Origin of the sequence: Meridianimarinicoccus aquatilis, assembly GCF_004358675.1 — a bacterium.
Classification (GTDB): domain Bacteria; phylum Pseudomonadota; class Alphaproteobacteria; order Rhodobacterales; family Rhodobacteraceae; genus Meridianimarinicoccus; species Meridianimarinicoccus aquatilis.
In genome coordinates, this window is sequence record NZ_SMZO01000119.1 from 1 (window position 1) to 1307 (window position 1307).

Annotated in this window: 1 protein-coding gene; it reads left to right on the forward strand. The window is 63.9% G+C overall.

Going from position 1 to position 1307, the window contains the following annotated elements:
- The coding region (locus E2L05_RS20535) for a helix-hairpin-helix domain-containing protein (RefSeq protein WP_133344885.1) at positions 1–1307 on the forward strand (1307 nt) is incomplete at both ends.

Sequence of the window (1307 nt, forward strand, 5' to 3'; positions counted from 1 at the left end):
GCGTGGCCGACTGGACGTGGCGGGTCAAGCTATCGACGACCATGATGATGGATCTCTTGGGCGATTTGCGTACGCGTGCGCAGATAGAGGCGATTGACGTTTTCGCCCGCAATCTCAAGGCGCTGCTTCTTGCCGCGCCAGCCGGGGCCAAGGCGACCATGGGCCTTGATCCGGGCATTCGGACCGGGGTCAAAGTGGCCGTTGTGGACCCGACCGGCAAGGTGCTGGGCACGGCCACCGTTTACCCGTTCCAGCCGCGCATGGATGTGCAGGGCACCCGCGCCGCGCTGTCGCATCTCATCGCGAAACATGGCGTCGCGCTGATCTCCATCGGCAATGGCACCGCGAGCCGCGAGACCGAAAAACTGGTCGCAGATATGCTGGCCGATATGCCCGCCGCTGACCGCCCTGCCAAAGTCGTCGTGTCCGAGGCTGGCGCGTCGGTTTATTCCGCATCCGAACTGGCAGCCCGCGAATTTCCCGATCTCGACGTGTCTTTGCGCGGCGCGGTGTCTATCGCCCGTCGCCTGCAGGACCCGCTGGCCGAACTGGTCAAGATCGATCCAAAGGCCATCGGCGTTGGCCAATACCAGCACGACGTTGACCAGCATCGCCTGTCCCGCGCCCTCGATAGCGTGGTCGAAGACGCGGTGAACGCGGTCGGCGTAGACCTGAACACCGCCTCTGCACCACTGCTGGCTCATGTCTCGGGCCTTGGCCCGTCTCTGGCCGAAGCTGTGGTTGCCCACCGCGATAAAAATGGCGCCTTCGCCAGCCGCCGGGCGCTTAAGGATGTCGCCCGCCTCGGCCCTCGCGCCTATGAACAATGCGCCGGTTTTCTGCGGATCACGGGCGGCACGGAACCGCTTGATGCGTCTGCCGTACACCCCGAAGCCTACGGTCTGGCGCGCGCCATCGTGAAGGCCTGCGGGCGCGATCTGCGCAGTGTGATGGGGGACGAGGCAGCTTTGTCCGCGCTCGATCCGGCCGATTTCGTGACGGACACCTTTGGCTTGCCCACCGTGCGCGATATTCTGGCCGAACTTGCCAAACCCGGCCGTGACCCACGCCCGGCCTTTGTGACCGCCAAATTCGCTGATGGCGTGGACAATATGTCAGACCTGAAACCGGGCATGCGGCTGGAAGGGACAGTTACCAATGTCGCGGCTTTTGGGGCCTTTGTTGATGTCGGCGTCCATCAGGACGGGTTGGTGCATGTCAGCCAACTGGCCGACCGGTTCGTGAAAGACCCGCACGAGGTGGTCAAAGTCGGCGATGTGGTCACCGTGCGCGTCACTGAAGTGGAC